Source organism: Sungkyunkwania multivorans (assembly GCF_042675645.1).
GTDB lineage: Bacteria > Bacteroidota > Bacteroidia > Flavobacteriales > Flavobacteriaceae > Sungkyunkwania > Sungkyunkwania multivorans.
Window position 1 is genome coordinate 541,345 of sequence record NZ_JBHTJH010000017.1, and the last position, 22,882, is coordinate 564,226.

The window sequence follows — 22,882 nt, forward strand, 5'->3', positions numbered from 1 at the left end:
AACAGTAACTTTAAGGTCATTGCAAAAACTGTTTGTATGGCCAGCCAGTATATCATTTCCTTAGACCAGGGAACCACAAGTTCTAGAGCCCTTTTAATTGATGAAAGTGGTAAGATCTTGGGAATTTCCCAAGAAGAGTTCGAACAGATATATCCAAAATCTGGATGGATAGAGCACGACCCCAAGGCGATTTTAGAAACCCAGCTAAGAGTATTCAATAAGGTGCTACGCCAGTATAAGGTGAAGCCCTCGGAAATCAAAGCGATCGGCATCACCAATCAACGCGAAACAACAGTGGTTTGGGATAAGAACACAGGTGAACCCATATACAATGCCATTGTATGGCAAGATAAACGTACAGCATCCATTTGTGAGGATCTAAAGGCCAAAGGCCTTATCGAGTATGTAAAGAAAACAACAGGTTTGGTGATCGACTCCTATTTCTCGGGGACTAAGGTAAAATGGATTCTTGATAATGTGAAAGGTGCGAGAAAAAAGGCGGATAAAGGAGCACTGCTTTTTGGTACAATAGATTCGTGGCTCGTCTGGAATATGACCAATGGCGCTTCTCATGTCACAGATTATTCCAATGCCTCACGAACCATGCTGTACGACATAGTAAAACTTAAATGGGACAAAGAACTGCTCAAAGAGCTCGAAATCCCAAAGAATATGTTGCCCAAAGTGCAACCTTCTGCATCCCATTTTGGAGACTACGAATGGAAGGGAACGAAGATTCCTATCGCTGGAATTGCAGGTGACCAGCAAGCAGCATTATTCGGACAGGCATGCTTTAAAAAAGGAACCGCAAAAAACACCTATGGCACAGGTTGTTTCATGTTGATGAATACTGGAAAAAAACCACAGTTTTCAGAGAATGGATTGCTTACCACCATTGCCTGGGGTCTGGACGGACAAGTATACTATGCGCTGGAAGGCAGTGTATTCATTGCCGGAGCCGCCATTCAATGGCTTCGTGATGAGATGAAATTCTTTCGAACCGCCGCTGGCTCGGAGCGTATTGCCAACCGGGTTGAAGGCGAAAATCCTGTATATGTGGTACCGGCATTTGCTGGCTTGGGGGCTCCCTATTGGGATATGTATGCACGAGGCGCCATCTTCGGTTTGACGAGAGATACTGGAAAAGACCACATAACGCGCGCTACGTTAGATTCCTTGGCATATCAGACAAAAGACCTGGTGCTGGCCATGGAACAGGACGCGGGCTTAAAGATGGAAGCGCTAAAAGTCGACGGGGGCGCCTGCGCAAACGATCTTTTAATGCAATTTCAGGCAGATATACTTAACAAAGAGGTGCATCGCCCAGCGGTCATAGAATCTACGGCAATGGGAGCTGCCTTTTTAGCTGGTATACAAGTTGGGCTATGGACCCAAAAGGATATCGATGAGACGCGCGACATGGAACGGGTTTTTACACCAACATTTGATAAAGAAAAAAGGAAAAGATTGTATAAAGGATGGAAAAAGGCAATAAAACGGGCGATGAAATGGGTTTGACCACAATAGTTCGACATCAATTCATTAAAATAACCTGTATGATGCTCTGTCTAAGTGCTGCGACCACTTCTTGCAGTAACGAAAACTGTGGCTTAATAGGTACTTGGGAATCCTTGGAGTTCTTGTCCAGTAAAGAGGTTGATGAAAATAATGATGGAGTATTTCATAAAGAACTTACCAAGGAAGGATGTTATAGGGTTACCCTAAATTTTGTATCAAAATCCAAAGTAAAACGCACGTCGGTCACTCAACAAAACTGTGATAAAGTACAGGAAAATGAGATGAAGTATCGAGCTGAAGGTGAAGAGCTGACCTTTATCGTAAACGGAATGACCCAAAAACATCGCTATAAGATCGTTGATTGTAAACTCTACATATACGGCGTTTTAGGGACAGGCAAGACCAGAAAAGGGAAAGAACGCATAACAATTGCTTCAGTGTTTAAAAAACGGTAATTGCATTGAAAAAATAAGTGAAAAGATACCATGAAAAAGATCGAATTTACAAATTTGAAACGCTCAGAGACCATCGCAACCTTAAAGGAAACCGAATTTGACCTGATAGTTATCGGAGGCGGTATCACAGGTGCTGGAATCGCCTTGGATGCTTCCTCTCGGGGCATGAAAGTTGCCCTGGTCGAAAAAGGGGATTATGCCTCTGGTACCTCGAGCCGGTCGACCAAACTGATTCACGGAGGTCTGCGCTATCTAAAACAATTTGATTTTTGGCTGGTGAAGGAAGTCGGGTCCGAACGAGCCATCGTACACAAATTGGCGCCGCATTTGGTACTTCCAGAGAAAATGCTATTACCGCTTATAGAGAATGGCCAATATGGAAAATGGCTTACATCGATAGGGCTTAAAGTATATGACATTCTCGCTCAGGTAGAAGGAGAAGACAAGCGGAAAATGCTGGAGAAGAAAGAAGCCATGAAACTCGAGCCATTATTACCTAAAAAGATCCTTAAAGGCGCTGGCTACTATGCCGAATATAGAACAGATGACGCCCGACTCACGATTGAAAATATCAAAACAGGGTTGCAGTACGGATCTGTGCCCATCAATTATACCAAGGTGGTAGAGTTCTTATATGACGAAGAGGAACACGTCTCTGGTGTGATCGTTAAGGATGAACTATCGGACGAGCAGTATGAGATTCACTCGAAATATGTGATCAGCGCAGCAGGCCCATGGGTCGATGACCTGCGAAAGGTAAATCATTCTAAGAAGGGAAAGCGTCTGCATCTTACCAAAGGGGTACATTTGGTATTTCCACATGAAAAACTTCCAGTAAAGCAATCCGTCTACTTTGATGTGCCCGATGGCCGAATGATCTTTGCAGTACCGCGTGGGAAGATCACCTATGTGGGGACCACCGATACCAACTATAATGATGACAAAGATGATATCGGCGTCAACCTAGCGGATACTATGTATATCCTCTCGGCAGTGAACAATATGTTTCCAAATATCGATCTAGAAATGGAAGATATCATCTCTTCCTGGGCGGGCTTACGACCACTGATACACGAAGAAGGGAAGTCAACCTCTGAACTTTCACGGAAAGATGAAATTTTTGTCTCTTACACTGGACTCATAAGCATCGCTGGCGGAAAACTAACGGGTTACCGAAAAATGGCGGAACGAGTGGTGAACAGGATAGCAAAGAAATTCGAAGAGGAACACAAGATCGAATTCAAAGAGGTGTTCACCGACAAAATCGTTCTTTCAGGAGGGCCTTTTAAGAATTTCAAGGAAGTAAAAAAATACATTAAGACCATCAATCAACAAGTAATGCCACTTGGGTTTTCAGAATATGACGGCCGGTATTTAGTGACGACCTACGGCAAGCAATCTGAGGTCATCTTAGAAGAATTCGAAAAGATAGCAGGAGATTCGATTCACGAGCGGTTGATACTGGCCGAACTTCGTTTCTCTACAAAATACGAACAATTGCAATCCCCAGTGGATTTCTTTATCTATAGAACAGGGCGCATGTATTTTGATATTGATTCAGTTCGTAAGCACCATGAAGCGGTATTAAAAGAGTTCCAACGATTGTTCAAGGTAGATGAAGCCACCATTTCTAATTACCAAGACGCCATTCGCTATCAAATAGAGCGGCATTCAAAATTCGATGTGGAAAGGGTTTAGATTCCTGATATTGCTAATGTAATTCAGGAAATTGAAAATTCAGCGAAGTGATCAATGACGAGTTATGGATATCTTGGGTGAAGAAAACAGCCTTTTTTCTTGTCATTCCTGATGAGTGACGAGACCAAGAATCTAATTTCTAAAAGAGAAATTACGTTTCTATGATCTTTGGACATCTCCCTTAAAGAGAAGACTCTTAAAATTTCTATCCTTTGGGGAGGCTAGGAGAGGCTTAATCCAACTCCTCAGTGAGTTTTTTGAAGATCTTCTTCGGGTCTTTGTTCTCGTATAGGATGGCGTACACGGCATCGATGATCGGAACGTCTGCTCCATTCTTTTCATTAAGGTCATGAGCACTTTTTGTAGCATAGTATCCCTCGGCGACCATACTCATCTCCATCTGAGCAGACTTTACCGTGTAGCCTTTGCCGATCATATTTCCAAACATACGGTTCCGACTGAAAACCGAATAGCCAGTAACCAAAAGATCGCCTAAATAAGCCGAATCATTGATGTTCCGCTTCATCTTATGAACCTTTTTGATGAATTTTTTCATCTCTCTAATGGCATTGCTCATTAATACCGACTGAAAATTATCGCCATAACCAAGGCCATGAGCGATACCAGCCGCTATCGCATAGATATTCTTCAGCATCGCTGCATATTCTGTACCGATGATATCATCGGAGATCTTTGTTTTAATATATCTGCTAGAAAGATTTTCGGCCAATATTTCAGCCTTTTTTTCATCGGCACAAGCAATGGTCAAATACGAAAGACGTTCCAAAGCAACTTCCTCGGCATGGCAAGGTCCAGTGATCACCCCTATATTCTCGAAAGGAATGTCATAAGTATCATGAAAGTGTTCTCCCACGATCTTACTGCTTTCGGGAACGATACCCTTAATGGCGGAAAAAATGACCTTGTCGTTCAGCGAAACGTTCAAATTTTCAAGCTCCTTACTCAAGAAGGCCGAAGGGACTGCAAAGATGAGGTAGTCTGCATAGGCAACGATCTCATTGATGTCGTTGCTCAATTTTAGTTGTTCTATGTGAAATTCAACCGAGCTCAGGTAATTAGGGTTGTGGCGATTCCTTAAAATATGTTCCTTGGCATATACACTGCGCATATACCAACCAACTTCATCTAAATTTTCGCAAAGCATCTTTACAATGGCAGTTGCCCAGCTGCCACCACCAATTACCGCAAACGTATAGGAATTACTCATCAAATGTTTTTAAGGATACCCAAAAATAATTAAAATATTAGTCAAACTCTACGCTGAAGCTCCTTTTCGAGAACGTCGAAAATTAAAGATGACATATATGCTTTTTAGATATAGGCTTGCAATGCACTGATTCAAAATAAAAATTAAAATAGAAATAATTAACTGATTATCAGTTAATTATAATTTTGGCACAATGATTGGTTATTTCTAAGAGAACTATAAAAACGATGACCATGAAGACGTTAAAATTATTATTTGGAAGTATGTTAATGGCAACCTTATTAGTATCCTGTGTTGCCGAAGTCATTATTGAAGAGCCATTTATCGATGAACCGATCACCTTGGCCGAGCTATTGGACTCTCATGAGTTGTGGTATGTGAATATCAACCAGACCACTGGAAATGGAGAGGTACCTTTCTTGCAGAAGGCCTTTACGGTTTCCTTCAATTTTGGGACGCTTTTCGCAAATAATAACTTGGTCGGCCTTGGAAGTCAAGGCAATGGATATGGTATCGATGTGGGCTATTATGATACTCGTGGAATGGTGTTGCAGGTGGATCACGATATCGATGGCTATTGGGCATTGGAAGTCTCTCAATTAGGCTTCAATAGAATTAGACTCTATCACAGACCGACAAATACGGCCTATTTTTTAACAGGGTATCAGCGAGGTAACTTCGATTATGATTTTGTGTTCTATGATAACATCCATTATTTCTTGCAAGAGTATGTCGCATGGGAAAAGACCTATGTAAGCGAAGAAGGGGCACTCAACGATTTTGATGCCGAAAACTTCTTAAGGTTTTTAGCCGGTGGCAGCGATGACACCTTCGAATCTTCTGAAGATCAAGTAGGAACGCCTATCAGTCAATTGTACTGGGATTATATAGGATATTATAGCGTGTTTGATGTAAATGGAGACCCCTATCTCAAAACTTTAACACTGGATTATGACGAATTGGGCAATGATTATTTCGAACTGATCGTTATAGATGATAGCACGATAGAACTGTACCACCCTAATTCTGGTACGACCTATGAGTTTACTGGAAGAGGATATATTCAATATTTGAAAGGTGCTGCAGGAAAAGGGCAGGTTGAGAAAAAGCGTAAAAAGATCATCAATAAAAAAATGAACATAGAGCGTAAAAGCGCGCCAAAGAAAATGAAGATTGAATCAAAAAAGACATCTTAGTTGATGACCTGCCTTAGGCAAGGCAGGTTTGGTTGGTTATTTAGTTTGTTAAGAGCCCCTGATCTGTTCGGGGGCTCTTTCCTTTATGCGATCTCTAATGTGAGAATATATTTGTAAATTGAGAACAGATGAAATTCAAAAGAAGAAATAGTATCTTCAACCCTTATTCCCTGAAGCTGGTATTGCCAATATTGTTAATCGTTTTTATCTGCATCACCACAGCTTTTGTTTCAGACTACGATGAGACCTGGGCATTTGATTGGAGAAGTATTCGGCCAGAAATCAAAGCTGCTGTAAAAAAGATAGAAACAAAAGAAATGATTTTTATGGGCCAGAATAAAACTGCCTACGAGAATCAATCATTCTTGCGAGACTGTGCAAATCACGAAGAGTTGAAGAGATTGACAGAGTATCCTTTTGGTGCCGTCAAAGCTATTGCTTATGAAGGGTTATTAAGAAGAAACCTATACGGTAACAACTTTGTATTGATAAAAAAGGCCATTGCAGATGATTCACAGATTGGTTTAAAGGGGGGATGTTTCATATTTCCAATATCTATCGATGAGTATTTGAATAGTAGATATCTTCGTTTAGAAATAAAAACCACTATTCCCCAACCTCCGCCTCCGCCACTACCTGAAGGTTTTGTGAAAAAGACATACGGACTTTCTCCCAAAGAACAAGAAATACTTTCAAAGCTAATGGGTGAGAAGCATGAAAAATTTCACGACAAATATGCATATTGATTCATAAAAGTAGACTTTTTCGACCTGAAGATTTTTCAGAAATAGCGGTGAATCAAGTGGAAGTGCGTTTCTCGAAGAGAAAAAGAGCATGAAACTTAAGATTCATCAGCGGTTTTGTGAACTTAGTTCTCAAAAATTTCCTTAAAATCTTCTTGATTTTTTTGGTTCGTTTTTTCATCAAGGAAAAAATGAACAGAGAGAAGCAGTATTATTTTCGGTAGATAAAGTTTGTTCATTTCTCTATCTCCACCCACTGTACCAGCTCATTCCCCAACGAATCCACAACAGTGATCAAGTGTTTCCCGGTAGCGGGGCGTATCGCCATTTCATGGAAGGTCTCGGTACTTCCAATAAAAACATCGTCTACATACCAAAAAATAGTGGTTTCAGGCTTTGAATGCGCAATCTTAAGAACAAGTTCGTTGGTCTCCCCTTCTAGATTCTTTGGCAAGAACACCTTGGCATTGGCTTTTGGAAAAATGAATTCCATAGGTGTTCCAATGGTATTCTTACAATCATTTCTATACGGAGGTAGTGGTCGATACTCGGCATTATTACTTTTGTAATAATGCGCCATCAATGGGGGCAATACGAACCAAGCCTCACTTTCAATCGTTGATGGATCTTGACACTGAGCATGTACGCGATACTGTTTTTGTGTATCCAAATGCACCCAACGATGATAGGGACATGGGGAAGTTCTTGTGCTGCTCACTGGAATCCAACGGGACTTCTTTGGGCAAATAGGCGATGCCAGAAAGCCACTATTATCGCAGACTTCAGCTTCGGTCAATTCGTCAAAGGGTCTTTCAAACCAAGAGGATTGCGGTAATACATCAAATACATCAAACAATACAGGAGCCGCCCCGCTAAGACCTGTTAGGCCAGGCCTGCCCTCACCATCGGCATTCCCTACCCAGACACCTACAACATATTGTTTGGTAACCCCGATGGCCCAGGCATCGCGATTTCCAAAACTGGTTCCTGTTTTCCAGGCGATTTCTTTGCTGCTATCGTAAAACTCCCAAGCCTCATTACCTTCGGGTCGATTCACCTCTTTCATCGCTTCGAAGGTGAGATAGATACTTCCCGCATCGAAAAGAGATTTTTCCGAGGTTTTATTTCCAAAATCTACCACTTCCTCTTTCAGTAATATCGGTTCTTGAAATTCCTTAGCGTAGTATTCACTCGAAGTCTCGTTAAAATGATTTAAGGTCGAGGCCAAGTTTGCATAGCTCTTACAAAGGTCCCACAGGTTGCTTTCTGCGCCACCAAGAATAAGCGATAGCCCATAATGATCAGCAGGTTTGTCAATGTCCCTAAGATCAAAATAATTTAACTGGTCTCTAAATTTTTCAAGATTGTAGGATTGTAACAAACGCACTGCAGGGACATTCAGGGAGCGGGCCAAGGCCCTTTTTGCCGGTACTGCACCATCGTAACGTTCACTATAATTCTTGGGATGATACCCGCCAATATAGGTGGGGACGTCCGCCACAAGTGTCTCAGGTAACAACTCGCCACCATCTAACAGGGCGGCATATAAAAAGGGCTTCAGGACGCTTCCTGTACTGCGCGCGGCAGTAATGATATCTACATCTTTTTGGTTGCTCTTTGTGGTAGGCGTGTTGCCTACATAGCTACGTACTTTCCTCGTTGCTATGTCAATGACCAATACCGCCGTATTATGAATTTGGTTCTGCTCCAAGATAGCATGATGTCTCGCTACAATATTGTTTATATTTTGTTGAAGGCTGAAATCGATACTACTGGTTATGCGCTCCCCCTTTTTTACCTTGGCCATACGTTCTATTAGGTGCGGAGCATGCTGCGGCAGTAGAAAAGGTTTCTGAGGAAGCGACTCCGCAATCGATAATTCGTAGGTAAGCTGATCAAGGATACCTTCCACTAACAACTTTTTCAGCAAACGATTCCTCTTTTCTAGTAATTGCTCTTGGTTCTTTCCTGGATAGATGAGACTTGGAGCGTTGGGCAGTACGGCCAGTGTTGCACTTTCAGCCCAAGAAAGCTGATGTGGCAATACACCAAAATAACGCCAGGCAGCAACATCCAAACCAACTACGTTTCCGCCAAATGGGGCATTGGAAGCATATAGGTTTAGGATCTCTTCTTTTGACGAGCGAATTTCTAGCCTTGTTGCCAGAATGAGCTCGATGAATTTTTCAAAATAACTGCGCTTTTTCCCTTTACGCGAAAGACGGATCACTTGCTGCGTCAAGGTACTGCCTCCCCTTACCACCTTGCCAGCTTCCCAATTCTGTTTTATGGCCTTCATCATGGAAACGGGGTTGAACCCTGGATGTGAATAAAAGTACTCATCTTCAAAATAAATGATGCACTGTTTGAATTTCTCAGGAATACTGTCGTTCTTGGGAAATCGCCATTGTTCATCTTCGGCGATCTTCGCGCCAAGTAATTCTCCCTCTTCACTATATATCACTGTAGAGGTAGGGTCGTTGAAGAGTTGTTTTGGAAGGCAAAAATAGTAGGCTGTTAGGAAAATGACCGTAACGATCGACTTTACCTTGTGCTTTTTTATAAGATCGACGACGTTCTTAACCATTAAACTCGTATTCACGCTCTACCTTACAGATTCTAGTATGATACCATTCGTACCAGATTTGCCTTCCTTTCTCCTGTGCGTTTTGATGATCTAGGTTGTTTTTCCAGTGTTTAATGGCCTCTAAGCTTTCCCAATAGCTAATGGTGATTCCCAGCTCGGTTCTGGCATGATCCATTCCCAAATAACCGGGTTGTTCCTTAGCCAAAGCTTCCATCCTCACAGCCATTTTACCATAGCCCTCGTCATCTGCCAGAGTCCTTTTGTTAGTGAAAATGACGGCGTAATAAGGTTTAAAATCAGTTTTCATCTCTCAATGATCTATGAGTCATGTAATTTACTGTTTTCTCATGTAATTATTTATCGAAGCTGAGAAATAATACCTAACAAACTGAACCTTCTCTCAATTTTTACCCTATCGTTTTAATGTAAAGTGTCCTTTGACCTCAATATCTCCCTGAACATCTACCACCTTTAGCACAAACCAATAATCGGATGCTGGCAGCGGTGTTCCATTAAAGGTTCCGTCCCATCCCGAACTTAGATGCCCTAAAGTTTTTAGTAACTTTCCATAGCGATCAAATATATGGATGCTAGAACCCCCAAAATTTTCAAGGCCAATAATTTGCCAACGGTCATTGTAACCATCGCTATTTGGAGTAAAGAATTTTGGATAATCGAGCACCAATACAGTTTCTGGCGGAGATGGCTCGCATCCGTTAAGGTCGAGGACCGTGACTTGATGGTAGCCTCTTGTTACATCATTAAATATGTGTCCACCGGGCATATTGCCCTCTTCCCACGGACCATCATCTAGTTGAAAACGATAATCCCCAATTCCAGAGACGTTCACCGTGATGCTATTGGGATCCGAGAAGTCGATCTTTGTTGTAAAGTCGATATTCGCCGTTTCCGAATTTATCACAGAGAAATTCACTCTTGGTGCCGTACAGGAAGCAGGAGATGGAGAAGTGACCTCCACCCAATAATCTCCTGGAGTAGCTACCACTATGGAAGGGCTTATCGCTCCGGTAGACCATCGATAGGTCTCCCCAGCAACACCAGTATCCGCATTGATAGTCGCTGGAACACCACCACAAAGAGGCTCGATCGGACGTACTGGAATCACAGGCAATGGATCCACTCGAGTTTCTATCGATGTGACACTAAAACAGCCAGTGTTGCTTACTACGCGAGCATAAAAAAGTTGCTGATCAGTGGCTTCAACCACTGGGTTGATTGCATTAATGGCGTCATTTGCATCATTAGGGGTGGTGTAATAGGTAACCTGATGGTCGCTAGCGCTTAGACCGTTCAATATTTCGTCTTGGCGATCTGAGAGATCAAAACCTAACAGCCCATCAAAATCATCATCACAGGCTCTTAACGGTTGAGGAGTTGCGATAGCAGGGCTGTTTTCTATGATCAAATCAAAATTGGTGGTGATAAAACAACTCGTGGTCGTATTCGTCACTCTGGCAACAATATTCTGGGATGGCCCAATATAAGAATATGGATTTGGCAATGCATTGGTATTGCTATCTGCATCGGGCTGTGAAGCGAAATATGCTATGGAAATACCGGCGGTCGCTGTAGTAAAAGATGCATCGATCTCAGAAAGATCAACTTCACCTGCTGAATTCTCGCAGAAACGATATTCAGTGATGGTATTGATCGTTGGGGGTAGATTTACCACTAAATCAAGTGTTTGGACACTATGGCAACGAGTGATGGTATTGAACACTCGCAAGTAAACCGGTTGCGGATTGCTTGTATTGACAAAATTGTTTGGGTCGGCGATCGCATTGACACCTTCTTCTGCCTCGGTTGGATCCGTATGCCAAGTAAGTGTCGTATTGAACAATCTTGGCCCGGTGATCTCCGCTTCTCTGGTCGATAGGTCAAAGGTGGTCATACCATCTAAGTCACTATCACAAAGGGTGTAAGCAGTGCTCGGAGGGGTGGTCTCCGGACTTTCGATAACATTGAGAATAATGGGCTCTACCGCGAAGCAGTTGAGGTCGTTACCAATTCTCGCATAGATCGTTTGTGGATTTCTCGTATTCGTGAAATCCAATGGCTGAGGATTGATTCCCATGTCGGCGTTTGAAGGATTTAGATGAAAAGTGACGGTCAGATTATTGGTGATACCGGCCGTGATCTCGTCTTCCGCATCTCTAAGATCGAATGTAAAAAATCCGTCATTGTTGTCGTCACAGACATCAATATCCGAAGGGTCATTATACGTAGGCGACTCATCTACTTGTATGGTAAATGGAGCTACCCCAAAACAGTCAATATCCGAAATATTCTCTACACGTGCCCAAATCGTCTGTGGATCGCTGGTATTTTGAAATGCAGCCGTCTTATCGATGATATTGATGCGGTTAATTGCATCGTTCTCATCTTCAAAATAAAGGACTTCTTTACCTGATTGCCCATTTAAGATCTCATTATCTTTTGTATTGAAGAAAAAGTCCTCGATGTTATCACCATCTGTTTCACAAAGTTGATATGGTGTAATAGTTGGGAATAACGGAAGGGTGTTTATCAATATGCTCTGTGAAACTACGGTGTGACATCCAGTCGAGGTATTTTCCACCCGAACAAAAACAGTGCCTGTCTGTGCATTGTAGTTTTGGAAATCTACAATTTCGTTCATGTCCTCATCTGCATCGGTGGAGGTAAGATGATAAGAGAAGCTTCTGTTGGCATCTGTAGTGATCTCAGGCTCTTTGCTCGACAGGTCGATGATGAACATACCATCCTGATCGTCATCACAGATCACAAAACCAGTAGGGGTATTTGCCAAAGGGGCAGGTAGAACTTCGATGGTCAATGGTTGATTGTCGCTACATCCTGTCGGTGCGGTGAGTCGTGCAAAAACTGTAATTGGATTGGTAGTATTGTCTATGGTAGTGATCGGATTGCTACCGGTGTCTGCATCCCCCGACGAGGTAAAATAGGATACTGAATGCGTCGCATCAAAACTACCACGAACGACATTATCAAAGGTGTTCAAAATGATGGTGGTAAAGCCATCTTGATCGGTATCACAATAGATTTGATCTGGGATAGGTTCAGACTCAAAATAAGGCTCGACATTAAGATCAAATTGTGCTATTTCTGTACATGTTGGACTGGTGATGGTAATGTAGATCGTCTGAGGATTGGCGGTATTGGTATATTGAACCGTCTCATCTATCGGATTGATACCATTTTGTCGATCATCGGGTGTCTCATAGAACGTAATATTAACATTGGGAAGACCATTGATGAATATAGTCTCTATGCTAGGGAAATCAAAATCTTCGACACCGTCATTACTTGGGTCATCACAGAGTGTTACGTCACCAATATCAGTGGCGTCCAACAATAAGTTTGTAAATAGTTGAATGGTTCCTATAGAGGCGCAACCCGCGCTACTACTTGTATCTTCTACTCGGATGTAGACAGTTTGAACTCGAGGGATGGTATTCGTAAAGGCTGTTGGATCAGGGATGGCATTCGTATCATCGATAGCATCCTGGGGCACTTCGTGATAGGAAACCGAAATATTGCTAAGTCCCATAGTGAAATCATTTTCAACAGAGGTGATATCGAAAGTGGCAAAACCATCTCCATCTGCATCGCAGGCATCGATCGTAGCAGTGGTGTTCGCTAAAACAGGTAGCGGGTTTACATTGAATTCAATGGTGCTATTCGCAAAACAGCTTGTTGATGGGTTTTCTACCCGCACATAAAGCGTCTCAGGATTGCTGGTATTGGTAAAATTATCGAGCAAAGCATTTGTGTTGTTTTGGGCATCGACAGGTGATGGGTGATAGGAAACGTTAAGTCCTGCGACCCCTTGCGTCACCTGGTTGTTATAATCCGAAAGTGTAATCGCTACAGAACCGTCTGCTGTGGCATCATCGCAAAGCTCGATAGTAAGATCGGCAGCGGTCGGTGCTGGATTTACAATTAGGTCGAACGAAGTGATTCCGAAGCAATTGCTTACGAGGTCATTGATACGCACAAAGACAGTCTCAGGATTGTTCGAATTGGTGAAAGGAGACGTTAATGCATTTGTTTCCAGCATCGCATCATTTGATGAAATATAAAAATCAATATCATAAGTAGATGCTGGCAAATGATTGGCTTCGATGTCCGCAGCAATAGCATTGAGATCAAAATCGAATACGCCATCATTATTATCGTCACATTCGTCAAAATCGGGAATATTAGGAGATAATTGGTCTGGATCGATATTGATGACCACATCATCAGAGATCACACAAGTAGAGGTCGATAACGGAATGGTAACTCTTACTGTATAGGTTCCGCCTTGATCGACGAATAAGGTCGAATTATTTTCTCCTGATATTGGAACGCCATTTCTGAGCCATTCATAGGATGCCAATGAGTTTCCTACATCACCATCCAAGGTGGTGCTTTCGCAGGGCGTTTGGTCCGGTCCAAGGTCTACTTCAGCTACCAAACTGCCGCTTTCTATAAAGATGGCTGTATCTAAGATGGCGTCAAATTGATCTGCGATGACCATTTTTAGATGGTATGATTGATTGGGAACCACACTGGCACTGGCAGTAAGAACGGTTGTTCTTCCTTCATAATTTGTTGCTCCAAGATTATTTCCAGCAAAAAAAGTTTCGTTGGCTGCAGCACATTCTCCTACGATCTCTGGATGAATCGTATCAATGCCAACTGGAATTGTAGTTCCTGGGATCAGCGCAATATTGGAATAAGGGGTAGCGGTGGCGTTAGGTCTAATCAACAAGGCAAAACCATCGGCAACATTACACGGATTGTTTTGTTGGTATTCTTCTGAAGCTAATAAATAATTGAAGCTGATCTGATCGGTAACACTTACGATGTCAAATTCGATAACAGTTGCATTTAGTGTTCCAGTGGTACCTAATGCTGCTTCAAGATCCGCGTCTCCACCCCAAGAGCCGGTTCCTTCAGAGAGATTGGTAGGAATCATCGTATTTCCTGCCGAAGTCGCATTTCCAGAGGTGATTAGAAAGCCATCGGCAAATGGAAAGCTTGAACCTGCCCTATTGAATCTTCCAAAACTATTCAACCCATCGACACTTCCATTGATGTTGGAGGTAACGTTGGAAATTTCTATACAATCATTGCCCAGTGTCTCCTGCACCAATTGCTCTGGTGTCAAGGAGGTATTTGTAGTGATCAACTGTCCAGATATCGTGGTGGACCAAAAAGTAATACCGAGCAGCAAAAGTATTTTTGATACTTTCTTCATAAGTAAGAGTTAAGATTCATGTGGGGAGCCAATGTTATCCAATATAGCTAGAACGACAATAGGTAAAATTAATTGCTTAGTTTTCAGCTGATTAATACACTTGAGAGGCGAATTTCACAAACGGTCAAATGACAGAAATGGCCACCATATAGAAAATGGATGAGCTTATTGAAAAAAACACCTGCAAAATTGCTGTGAGCCGAAACATGATGTCCAATCGGATTTTTTAGGATGACCTTGAAGGTGCCAAGCTGCTTGATATTTGAAGGTATCCACAGCTTAGCGAGTTGAAAACTACGTTGCATACTAATAAGATTTGGGGCACGTAAGATACACTTTTCATTGAAAGAAATGAAGATTATTTTTTGAAAAGCACCATTGCCGTTGTAAGAGGGACATTTCACAGTATCAGGTCCTTAGATGATGATGGTAGTAAGTGCTATTTTAAGTTGAGGTATTTATTGTCGATCACCGATTTTTATTATGGTAATTGCTATTCTCTAAAATTGAAGGAATTCTGAATAAGGGGGAAGCTTGTAGTGTCGATATGCTCTATTATCGAACCACGTTGGTATGGACACTTAAAATGTTTAAAATAATGATTAACTTTTCCACTTTTATATCAAGATTTAAGATAAACGTACAGATGGTATATATTTTCTGTTCGGAATCATCTAACCTATTCAATATTGGGGATCAACAAAATAGAATGGACAAATAGGAGCTTTGGAGCACTGATACTCATAGGCCTTTTTTTTCTCATAGGCCTTTCTCAGACAAAAGCACAGTTAGGATTCTGCTCTGGAGATAAGGGAGCACCAATCTTTGAAGAGAATTTTGGTATCGGATCGCAGAACGGGCCGCCACTCCCAAATGGCGTAACCACTTATTCCTATGTCGATGCTGCCCCTCAAGACGGATCGTATACCATTTCTAGCCAAATGGGGCAGCTAGGCTCTTGGCATGTGACCGGAGACCGCACTCCTGGTGATGTAAATGGAAAGGCGTTCATAGTAAACGCTAGTTTCACCGCCGACCAATTTTATAGCAGAGAAATCGCTGATCTATGCGAGAATACCTTCTATGAATTTTCTGCATGGCTATTAAATGTATATGATCTTGATGCCTCTGCCTGCTCAAATGGAGGCATTCCTATAAACGTTCGGTTTGAGATCTGGGACGAGACCGATACTGCGCTCTTGGCATCCGGAGATACTGGCGAAATACACGCAACAAGCAGTCCAACTTGGGAACGATACGGATTGGTTTTTCAGACGGCAGCTGGACAAAGTACTGTGATCTTAAAAATGAGGAACAATGGTGATGGCGGTTGTGGAAATGACCTTGCTATCGATGACATCTCCTTTAGCTCTTGTGGGGATACTACGGTGATCAATTCGAGCATCGCTGGAGCTAATATCTTTTGTGCATCGGAGGCACCGATAACAGCGACGTTGACAGCGACTCCTGATTTTTCAGTCTTCCCTGTTCATTTTTTTCAGTGGCAAGAAAGCATTGACGGAATTAGCTATACCGATATCGTGGGAGAAACGACTTCTAGCTATACGACTCCGCCACTTTCAGCATCGAGATATTTCAGGGTAAATGTTGCCTCAGACCCAATAAATCTCGGAAGCCCTTTTTGTTCATCGTTGTCGGAACCCTTTCAGATAGAAATTTTTCCAGTGCCTACGAAACCCGTCAGTAGAGGAGATAAGGTTATATGTATAGACGAATCGATCCCCTCGCTAATGGTTGATGCTGCTGCCGAGGAATCCGTGCGTTGGTTTCGTTTTCCTACTGGTGGAACCCCTATCGCTAATGGCACGACCTTTTTATCATCTACAGCAGGAACATATTATGCGGAAGCCTTCATCCCCGGAATAAATTGTGTAAGCCAAGATAGAACGGCGGTTTCTTTGACGATCAACCCCACTCCCACGGTTTTACCAGATGTTATTGACGCTACTCTTTGCACGGGCCAAGAAACCAAATTTTTAAGTGCGGGCACGACCGGACAGGAATATGTATGGAGTACGGGAGAAGAAAGTGAAGTGATTGAAATTTCCGCTCCAGGTACATATACCGTAACGATCATCGACCCTATGACACGCTGCGATGTTAGCAGAACCTTTAGCGTTTCTGGAATTGACCCGCCTGTTTTTGGAACTCCTCCTTTCACAGTTGGGGCATCTGTTGTTTTAGAAACAACGAATACTGGCGATTTTGAATTTTCATTGGATGGGATCAACTATCAAGATTCTAATATCTTCCCCTATATCGAAGGAGGAATTTATACGGCGTATGCTCGGAATAAAGAAGGTTGCGATCCTGCGACCATACAATTCTTTCATTTACGGATCCCTGAATTCTTCACTCCGAATAATGATGGTTATAACGATAGTTTTTCTATTCGCGACCTATCATTTTTCGGAAACAGCACCATTCATATCTTCGACCGCTTTGGAAAACTTCTAAAAAGCGGGCCAGGCACTAATTTTAATTGGGACGGAACTGTGCTAAATCAACCGCTACCATCGGGAGACTATTGGTATCGTATCACTATTGATGGCAATGAGTTCAAGGGGCATTTCAGCCTAAAGCGATAGCCCCTATTCCCATCAAAAATATTATTTTGTCACCTCGATCCACTTTCCGGCGGTACGCACAAAATATTCATTGTCGTACATGGCCTCTGCCTGAACGCCTGGCAAATAGTATTTGCCTAAATAAGAAGCGTTCAATAACATTCGAAAGGTCCTGGACTCACCTCTTTTTAGATCAAAGTAAAAATTAGTACGGTCATCTCTTATGTCTATGTACTCGGCTTTATTCTCAGCAAAGCTTCCGAAGTCGGTGAAACGGGTATTGACGATCTCCCAGCCCGAGGGTAAGATCTGCGATAACGCTACTTCTTCTACTCGTTCGTCAGATTGGTTACTAATGGTGACCTCTGCCACAAAATCGGTTCCTTGAGAAAGCTGGTCGACATTCAAAAGACTGCCATCTTTTGCTTTAAAGCGTATACTGGTGCTTAGATTTCGCTTTGCGATCTTTTCTTGACCCACAGGAAGAATGCCACTGGTCAACACTCTCACAAAAATGGTATTGTCCTTATTGTTTTTGAGTGTTACCGTATTTGCGCCTTGTTTAACATCAAGATCTCTGCTAGACAATGTCTTTGAAGTGTTGATGCTGTTAGAAGCATTACTGTTCAGGGTATATGAGACATCGATGCCTTTTCCTCCACCAAAGGTTTCAGCAAATTTAGACATGGCCAATAGGCTATATGCACAAGATTGTGTGCTCATCCACCTGCTGCTAGATAGATTTTCTGCGATCTTTTTAGCTTGTTCAAAAGCCTCGCTTTTGTTTTCTACCACGGTAAGGGTCTCTAGTGCCATTGCCCTGTTGCGATCCAAGGAACCATAGCCATAATAATATCTGGAAGGTGTAAAGCTGAAGTTAGCAGTAGCAAGGATCTTTTCTGCAGCAGATTTTTGTCCGGCCAGCGCATAAGCTGCCGCCAAACGGATCTTTGACTCATTATTGATGCCGTTGGTCTCTCTCATTCTGTTCATCGATGATAAGTCCGGACTCCCGGCCAATGCCAACGTATACAGTCGATATGCTTGGGCTAGGTCATCGCGATAGTAGAGGCCGGTCTTTTTTCTCCAGCGTTTTGCGGCCTGTTTTTGATATCGGATCCAATTTTGTTTGAAAGCTATCGGAAGTACGTATCCTTTTTTCTCGGCCTCTAGCAAGAAGTGACCTGCATAGGAGCTACTCCAATCATCATCGGTACTCTGTCCTGGCCAGTAGGCGAAACCACCATTTCCTGTTTGGAAACGCGCTAAACGTTTTATACCGGCTTCAATATTTTTTTGCAGTTCCCTTTTCTTATTTGAAGGAAGCTCAAAGATATCCGTCAAAAATAATTGCGGGAATACACCCGAAGTCGTTTGCTCGACACAACCGTGGGGATATCGTATCAAATAATTCAAACGACCCGTGAAGTTCATCGGCGGCAATGAAGATAGTTCGATGGCGGCCTTGTTGCTTCCAAGGGTTCCAAAAGTCTCTATATCGATTACTTTCGAGCTATTCGGCTCCAATAGCACATCCACATATTCCGTGCTTACAGGATTGGGATTTACAACATCGATCTCCACCTCAAAACTGGCCTTTTCACCATTACCAGAAGCTTCGACTATGACTTTTCCTATGCCGCCATATTCAGCGATATCCAAATCGAAATAGGCCATCTTCTCATCGGGTTCTGAGAATGAGATCGCTTGCGAATTTTCACCAAGCACCTTAAAGGACGGGTGTGGTCTTACTTTCACCGTGACATTCTTCACTTTCTTCTCGCCTGCAAAAACGGTCACAGGTAGTGTCACTTTTTCTCCCGGAGTGATCTTCCTTGGAAGGGAAGCAAGGACCATCAATGGTTTTTTCACAGGAGTTGTCTTTTCAACATTTCCATAGGCGGCATTTGTTGCATTTCCAGCAACCACCATCGTCCGTACCGAGCCCACATATTTTGGAATCTTTATTTGGTGCTCTTTTGTTTCGCCTTTGTCTAAAGTGAAAGGACCTTTATATACTACCATCGGCTTAAAGCGATTGGCCTTTTTATTTTTACTTCCTGCTGCCTCGCCATCACCACCAATACTGAATATTTGATCAATGCGACCACCGTAGGCACCAACAACGTCATCGTAGATATCCCAAGTTTTCACTCCCAAAGCTTCCCGCGCATAGAATCGATCCCAAGGGTTTGGGGTCTTAAAACGTGTGAGGTCTAACAATCCTTCATCAACAATGGCGATAGAATATGTCATAGCTTTTCCATTTTCCTCTGCCACTTTTAACTTGATGGTTTCCTCAGGCCTTAGAACCTCTGGCATGGTCAATGTTGGAGATAAGCGTGTGTTAGGGTCCTCTACCGAAATAGGGATAACACCATACATTCTTATGGGAAGGTCGTTACCGGTCTCAGAATGTGGTTGCAACAGCGTGATGTTGATATACACATTAGGGGTGTAGGACTCATCAATTGGAATGGTAAACTTGGTTTCGCCTTTCTTTGGTGTCACCCACATAGCGTCTAGCACCTCGGTACCATTTTCTACAGTCACCAAAGCTCTCCCAGTGCCACCGCTTGGAAAAGAAACTGTAGCCGTTTCGCCAACATTATAGGTGTCTTTGTCCGCAGAAAATACCAGCATAGTGGCGGATGAAGGATCATTCTTTCGTGCTTTACCGGCCCATCCTGGCCAATCGAAATAAACTACTTTTCCTGTGGCATGCTTTCCTTTTGGATCTTCGACCCTGATAAGATATCTGCCCCAATCGTGCTCTGAGATCTTAAGATCAAAAGAAGCTTTCCCGTTGGCGTTTGTACTAACCTTTAGGGTTTTATAAGCTGTATGGTAATTGCTTTGCGCATAGGTTGAAAGATTTTCGTCGGAATAATTCCACCACCAACGCCAATTAACTCTGTAGACCTTTACCGTAAGATCCTTTACAGCCGTAGCAGTTCCTTTTTCGGTCACAGTCGCTATCTCGAAAGTGTGATCTTGATCGGTGAGTAGCATCCCGCGGGCCTTATCTCCTTTGGGAGCATTGATTCCAACATAGGTGCTGTATGGAGAATAGGTACTGCTAAAAACATCGGTGCTAAAATCCCCACCATTCTCATAGACCTTGGTAATAAAGGAGGCACGTAGCATTCCAGGCGCCTTTGCGCGGAGTTGTGGTTTTAAATTAAAAGTTGCCTTCCCATCATTGCCTATCTTTCCGTCAAAGACGGTAAAATCTTCTGTATTAAAGCGTCTAGCAGGATCATCGAAGGTATAGCCAGGAAAATTTTCAAAACTTGTAGCGGTTTGTGAAAAACGTGCGTTGATGTCTGCCTTGAGATTCCTAGCAACGGCTCCATGGAGCCAAGTCACTTCGAGCGTTCCATCCACAGCCTCTCCCGAATAGATGACGTCATTCTCAAAACCAGCTTTGATCTTAAGGCGATTTGGCTTAATGGTCTCGATCTTGATATTCTCGGTAAAGGTTGCTCCTCCCACTCTGGCCGTTGCTTGCCAATTCCCTGTGGGCGCCTCTTGATCGGTCTGTATGACAAATTTGTAGAAATTATTAACACCATTTGTTTGTACCTCTCGATGCGTCACTTTTCCGTAGGGATTTTTGAGCTCAAACTTTACGGGATGATTTGCAGGAAGTTTGTTCGCGTTATCATTGAGCATAAAAGATAAAAAAAGCGTGTCGCCTGGTCGCCAAACACCGCGTTCCCCATAGAGGTATCCCTTAAGACCTTTTTGAAGGCGCGCACCAGAAACGTTGAATTTACTTAAAGACAATGCATTGCCATCACTGAGTTTTACATAGGTCCTTTCGTTGCCTTTGGATACAACTGCGAAGTAGGCTGGAGTTTCGGCATCTAAGATGGTCTTTCCTTCCTCATCTGTAGTTTGAACCCCCAACGATTGCTGCTGGAGATTGAAAAATTCAACCTGGGCATTCGTCTCGGGTTGGGCTGTGATCAGGTTGGTGACCACGATAAAGTAAGCGTTGTTCACACCTTTCTTTACGACGGCCCCAAGATTGGTGGCTAGCACATTGACACCAACTTTTTTATCGTAGTAATAGGTGGTATGACACGGGTTCTCGCGCTCATTCCAATTGTATCCATAATAGCTTTCGTAATAATTGTTGTCATCCCAAAATGAGGTTTCGGGCTCTTCATTATCAAAATCAATGGCGGCGAACGCTTCCTCATCTTCTTCACTGACCTCATCACATTTATACGCGGAATAGGCTTTTTTGTAATTGAATTCAACTCTATAAATAGCTCCGGGTTCTGGCTGAATCAATTTGGAAATATCTACGGCAAAAGCATTCTTTTTACCCAGATTAAGCCCGCCATCTTGCAGATTGAGCGTTTTTTGTGCGATAGGTCTGGCAACCATACGCAGATTATTTCGACCAGTTAAGTTGTTTTGCTGTAGAAATTGTAGAACGTTGTTCTGAAAGATGCGATACACCATCACATCAACAGCCTTGAGATTGGTGGCCGAGAAGTTGACCTTAAGATTGTCCGATCCTGGCAAAATGGTACCACTCTGCAAGAGGCTTAGTTCGGGTTTTAATTGTTCGAAAGAAATTAGTTCGGAATAATCTTGTTTCAAACGATATCCATCGGTACTTTGAATACTTGAGAAGACCTCTAGTTTAGCACTTCCTTTGATATCCTTGTTTGAAAACACTTTAAGCACATTTCCATCTACTGAGTATTTGAGGTTTTTAGCACCTTGGATGGCCACAAGACCATTGAAATTCTGACTCTTTTTTACGGGGTCGGAAAAGTTGATCTCCACCGACTGCTGGCCGTTGTCAAAGACCTCGACGTCTAGGATCTTGAAGTTGCTTTTCCCAGGAATTTCAATGACTGCCTCCCCTTCGTTATCAATATTCAACGATTTTCCAGACCAGCGGACCACGATTTCTGAGTCATCAACAAATCGTTGGATGCTATCAATGGTAAACTGAAATTCGCGCTCTGTCGAAACGCCGGCATCAAACTTTAATGGTAGTTCTCTACCATCCTGTGTGACTTCAAGCAGTTTCTTGGCGTCATTACCATCCATTACATCACTGGTCTTGATAGCCCCATTGATATATTGCCAGTCTTTGCTATAGGATTGAAGCGTTTCGGTGACCACGTTGAATTGTTGTTTGATGGTTTTTACCACGAAATCAAATCGCTTAAAATCTTTGGGCACATCTTGGATCTTACCAAGATTTAGGCTAAGCGTATATTCTGTGTCTGGTTTTAATGGAGTTTCTGGGACAAAGGCGATGGTTCTATTGTTCAACGCCATCACTTTTCCATCGGCCTTTGGTGATATTGCTAACAAGGAGTTATCCAACGTTGTATCTGGGCTCCAGCTTTCAACGGGTTTGACCAATACCACCTTTATCGGTTTGGCAGTGGAAACCAGCCCCGAGGAGACATCCGAGACATATTCACTGTATTCGTAGAGCTTTGATCGATTTTGATCCTCTTCGGTTTTTTTCTTGCAGGAAAATATGCTCAGCGAGAGTATGCTCAGCATTAGGAATTTTGTGATGCGCATGTTTGTTCTCAGAATTTTAGGATTTGCTTCGTTATTATTAG

The 22,882-nt window shown here is 42.7% G+C and carries 11 protein-coding genes; 6 read left to right on the plus strand and 5 right to left on the minus strand.

The features are described 5' to 3' along the window. Positions 1-36 precede the first annotated feature (36 nt). Genes glpK through ACFQ1M_RS13925 form a run of 3 tightly spaced genes read left to right on the plus strand, consistent with a single transcriptional unit; the run spans position 37 to position 3,671 of the window. On the plus strand, positions 37-1,518 hold the full coding sequence (glpK, locus tag ACFQ1M_RS13915) for a glycerol kinase GlpK (RefSeq protein ID WP_386409221.1): 1,482 nt from the start codon (positions 37-39) through the stop codon (positions 1,516-1,518). A gap of 38 nt (positions 1,519-1,556) precedes the next feature. Further along, positions 1,557-1,973: a hypothetical protein gene (locus ACFQ1M_RS13920; RefSeq protein WP_386409223.1), complete on the plus strand. Its 417-nt coding sequence runs from the start codon at positions 1,557-1,559 to the stop codon at positions 1,971-1,973. 30 nt (positions 1,974-2,003) lie between these two features. Beyond that, complete coding sequence (locus ACFQ1M_RS13925; protein ID WP_386409225.1) at positions 2,004-3,671, plus strand: glycerol-3-phosphate dehydrogenase/oxidase; 1,668 nt, start codon at positions 2,004-2,006, stop codon at positions 3,669-3,671. A 232-nt stretch (positions 3,672-3,903) separates the two neighbouring features. On the opposite strand, the gene ACFQ1M_RS13930 is transcribed toward ACFQ1M_RS13925, so the two are convergent. Further along, complete coding sequence (locus ACFQ1M_RS13930) at positions 3,904-4,899, minus strand: NAD(P)H-dependent glycerol-3-phosphate dehydrogenase (RefSeq protein WP_386409227.1); 996 nt, start codon at positions 4,897-4,899, stop codon at positions 3,904-3,906. A 233-nt stretch (positions 4,900-5,132) separates the two neighbouring features. Here ACFQ1M_RS13930 and ACFQ1M_RS13935 point away from each other — a divergent pair, with 233 nt between their 5' ends. Both ACFQ1M_RS13935 and ACFQ1M_RS13940 read left to right on the plus strand, forming a co-directional pair. Beyond that, positions 5,133-6,095: a nicotinic acid mononucleotide adenyltransferase gene (locus tag ACFQ1M_RS13935; protein ID WP_386409229.1), complete on the plus strand. Its 963-nt coding sequence runs from the start codon at positions 5,133-5,135 to the stop codon at positions 6,093-6,095. A 128-nt stretch (positions 6,096-6,223) separates the two neighbouring features. Next, positions 6,224-6,841 (plus strand): hypothetical protein, encoded by a 618-nt coding sequence (locus tag ACFQ1M_RS13940; RefSeq protein ID WP_386409231.1) that lies wholly within the window; start codon positions 6,224-6,226, stop codon positions 6,839-6,841. Between the two features lie 232 nt (positions 6,842-7,073). On the opposite strand, the gene pbpC is transcribed toward ACFQ1M_RS13940, so the two are convergent. The 3 genes from pbpC to ACFQ1M_RS13955 form a co-directional block, all read right to left on the minus strand. Continuing rightward, complete coding sequence (gene pbpC / locus ACFQ1M_RS13945; protein WP_386409233.1) at positions 7,074-9,425, minus strand: penicillin-binding protein 1C; 2,352 nt, start codon at positions 9,423-9,425, stop codon at positions 7,074-7,076. Next, complete coding sequence (locus ACFQ1M_RS13950) at positions 9,418-9,732, minus strand: antibiotic biosynthesis monooxygenase family protein (RefSeq protein ID WP_386409235.1); 315 nt, start codon at positions 9,730-9,732, stop codon at positions 9,418-9,420. Before ACFQ1M_RS13950 ends, pbpC begins: the two co-directional genes overlap by 8 nt. 105 nt (positions 9,733-9,837) lie before the next feature. Further along, entirely contained in the window at positions 9,838-14,688 is a 4,851-nt protein-coding gene (locus ACFQ1M_RS13955; RefSeq protein WP_386409237.1) for a T9SS type B sorting domain-containing protein, read from the minus strand. A gap of 689 nt (positions 14,689-15,377) precedes the next feature. Between ACFQ1M_RS13955 and ACFQ1M_RS13960 the strand changes: the two genes are divergently transcribed. After that, complete coding sequence (locus ACFQ1M_RS13960) at positions 15,378-17,297, plus strand: T9SS type B sorting domain-containing protein (protein WP_386409239.1); 1,920 nt, start codon at positions 15,378-15,380, stop codon at positions 17,295-17,297. A 21-nt stretch (positions 17,298-17,318) separates the two neighbouring features. Here ACFQ1M_RS13960 and ACFQ1M_RS13965 read toward each other — a convergent pair whose 3' ends face one another. Continuing rightward, complete coding sequence (locus ACFQ1M_RS13965) at positions 17,319-22,841, minus strand: alpha-2-macroglobulin family protein (protein WP_386409241.1); 5,523 nt, start codon at positions 22,839-22,841, stop codon at positions 17,319-17,321. Between the last annotated feature and the right edge of the window lie 41 nt (positions 22,842-22,882).

Excerpts from the sequence above, each read along its gene's own strand:
- glpK (WP_386409221.1), top strand. The coding sequence starts at position 37 with ATGGCCAGCCAGTATATCATTTCCTTAGACCAGGGAACCACAAGTTCT.
- ACFQ1M_RS13920 (WP_386409223.1), top strand. The coding sequence starts at position 1,557 with ATGATGCTCTGTCTAAGTGCTGCGACCACTTCTTGCAGTAACGAAAAC.
- ACFQ1M_RS13925 (WP_386409225.1), top strand. The coding sequence starts at position 2,004 with ATGAAAAAGATCGAATTTACAAATTTGAAACGCTCAGAGACCATCGCA.
- ACFQ1M_RS13930 (WP_386409227.1), bottom strand. The coding sequence starts at position 4,899 with ATGAGTAATTCCTATACGTTTGCGGTAATTGGTGGTGGCAGCTGGGCA.
- ACFQ1M_RS13935 (WP_386409229.1), top strand. The coding sequence starts at position 5,133 with ATGAAGACGTTAAAATTATTATTTGGAAGTATGTTAATGGCAACCTTA.
- ACFQ1M_RS13940 (WP_386409231.1), top strand. The coding sequence starts at position 6,224 with ATGAAATTCAAAAGAAGAAATAGTATCTTCAACCCTTATTCCCTGAAG.
- pbpC (WP_386409233.1), bottom strand. The coding sequence starts at position 9,425 with ATGGTTAAGAACGTCGTCGATCTTATAAAAAAGCACAAGGTAAAGTCG.
- ACFQ1M_RS13950 (WP_386409235.1), bottom strand. The coding sequence starts at position 9,732 with ATGAAAACTGATTTTAAACCTTATTACGCCGTCATTTTCACTAACAAA.
- ACFQ1M_RS13955 (WP_386409237.1), bottom strand. The coding sequence starts at position 14,688 with ATGAAGAAAGTATCAAAAATACTTTTGCTGCTCGGTATTACTTTTTGG.
- ACFQ1M_RS13965 (WP_386409241.1), bottom strand. The coding sequence starts at position 22,841 with ATGCGCATCACAAAATTCCTAATGCTGAGCATACTCTCGCTGAGCATA.